Annotated in this window: 2 protein-coding genes; both read left to right on the plus strand. The window is 48.8% G+C overall.

The window, feature by feature from the left end; all coding sequences use genetic code 11:
• Nucleotides 1–1,505, plus strand: a 1,505-nt coding sequence (istA, locus tag COP04_RS19190) for an IS21 family transposase (protein ID WP_100489766.1), incomplete at its 5' end; no start/stop codon positions are given.
• A gap of 4 nt (nucleotides 1,506–1,509) precedes the next feature.
• Entirely contained in the window at nucleotides 1,510–2,265 is a 756-nt protein-coding gene (istB, locus tag COP04_RS19195; RefSeq protein ID WP_100486865.1) for an IS21-like element helper ATPase IstB, read from the plus strand.
• Nucleotides 2,266–2,417 lie beyond the last annotated feature (152 nt).

The raw sequence follows: 2,417 nt of genomic DNA on the forward strand, positions 1-2,417 counted from the left end.
TCGATATGGCTCTCTATGATCGTATCAAAATTATGAAGGAGGTTGAAGGCCTTTCTCAACGTGAGATTGCGAGAAATTTAGGGATTTCAAGAAATACGGTGAGTAAATATCTCAAACAGAAGGAGCCTCCGACCCTTGCGGTTCGGCAACGTTCGTACGGGAAGAAAGAATACTCAGAGGAAACTCAACGCATTCTGCCCGTCATCGATCAGTGGCTCCTTGAGGATCAAAAACACTGGGTCAAACAGAAACATACGGCGGCGAGAGTTTATCAACGATTGGTCGAAGAATACAACTTCAAAGGATCTGCCTCTAACATTCGTAAACTCGTTGCTCGGAGAAGGCAAAAACAGAAGGAGGTGTTCATCCCCCTTGAGTTTCAATTGGGCCTTCAATTCCAGTTCGACTGGGGTGAGGCGGATATCATCCTGAGCGGGCGGACGCAGAGAATCTTTTTGTTTTGTCTCCAGCTCTCATCTAGCCGTTTACGTTTTGTCCGAGCCTATGCCCATCAGAAACAGGAGGCTTTTTTGGATGGCTTTGTACACGCTTTTGAATTTCTGGGAGGTGTGCCGGTCGAAGGCCTCTTGGACAATTTGAAAACAGCCGTAGAGAAAATTCTGGAGGGCCGGCATCGCCTGGAACAGGAAGCGTTTATCGCGCTCCAGGCGCATTACGGATTCAAAGCCACATTCGCCAATCCCCGAAGGGGAAATGAAAAAGGCCGGATTGAAGGAACGGTCGGTTATGTCCGGCGTAACACACTCGTTCCTTTTCCAGACGTACAGTCCCTGGATGAGCTGAATGACTACCTTCTGGAGTGGTGCCAGAAAGAAGCGGAACACGTCCGTGTTCCGCATACCGATGAAACGGTGGCCCAGGTTTGGGCCAGGGAAAAGCTGACGCTCCATCCCCTACCGGAAACACCGTTTGAAGCCTGCCAACTGGTGTCCTGTCAGGTCAATCAGCTCTCCTTAATTCATGTGGAAACGAATCAGTATTCCGTTCCTTGCGTTTATGTGGGACAGGCCGTCTGGGTCAAGAAGTTCGTGGATCATCTGGTCATTGTGGCTCAGAATCAAGTGATCGCGGAGTATCCTCGTTCTTACGAACGAAATCAGCTGTTCACCCGTCTGGATCACTATCTGGAGGCGCTTCTGAAAAAACCGCGTGCCATCCGAGATGCGCTCCCCTTTCAGAGTCCGCAGATCCCTGAAGTTTTCCGGCAATTTCACCGCAAAATGCGTGAGGCTGAAGGCGCAGCTGGAGACCGCAAATTTATTCGACTTCTACTCCTTCACCGGGACTTGGGTATGGCCACATTGACCGAGGCACTGACCGAAGCGGAACGAAGGCAGAACTTCACGTACGAAGCGGTTTATGAAATCATTCAACAGGTGACCGGCAATGTGACTCGCCTGGCTGGCCAAACTTCGGAAGCCCTGCAGGGCTACAAGGTGAAAGTGACCGATATTAGTCAATACCGACAACTGGTAAGGGGGTGAACGAATGACCACGGAACTTTTATTAGATCATCTGACACGTCAGCTTAGAATGCCAACTCTGGCCAAACAGTACCGGTCTCTGGCACGAGAAGCGGAAGAACATAATCTGCGTTACGAGGACTACCTATTGGCCTTGCTTGAAGCTGAAGCTCAGAGCCGGGAAGAGAATCAGCGTCAGAGACGATTGAAACAGGCCCGCTTTCCCGTGCATAAAACGCTGGACACCTATGATTTCAGCCTGATGCCCAGTTTAAACCGAAATCATTTTCTTACTCTGGCGAAAGGTGAGTTCGTTCAAAAGAAAGAGAATGTGATCTTTCTCGGCAACAGCGGTACCGGAAAGACCCATCTGGCGATTGGCCTGGGTATTGAAATGATTCAAAACGGTTTTAAAACCAAATTTATCACGGCGTCTGAATTAGTCGAAGAGCTGCTTACAGCCTATGAGGAGCAGAAATTAAATGCGCTAGAGAAAAAATGGTTGAAGTTGGATGTGGTCATTGTAGATGAACTCGGCTATGTCCCCTTCTCCAAAACCGGGGCTGAGCTTCTGTTCCAATTCTTCTCAAGCCGATACGAGCGGGCCAGTCTGATTCTGACAACCAATCTGGAATTTAATGAATGGACGAGCTTGTTTGGCGATGAAAAGATGACTGCCGCACTCCTTGATCGGGTCACGCATCGCTGTCACATTCATCTGCTTAATGGGGAATCCTACCGATTCAGGCAGAGTATGAAACGGCAAGAAGACAAAGGGTAAGCCTGGAATTAGCGAAGGTTTAAGGGGGCAATGGCCCTCCCCGGGCCATTGCCCCCTTAAACCCATATTATCCCATTAATGGTATTTCAGTTTCATAAAGTGGCTCACTTTTAATGTGATCACTCTGGCTCAATATCATATTGACAAAAACA

The sequence above is a fragment of the Sporolactobacillus pectinivorans genome (assembly GCF_002802965.1).
GTDB lineage: Bacteria > Bacillota > Bacilli > Bacillales > Sporolactobacillaceae > Sporolactobacillus > Sporolactobacillus pectinivorans.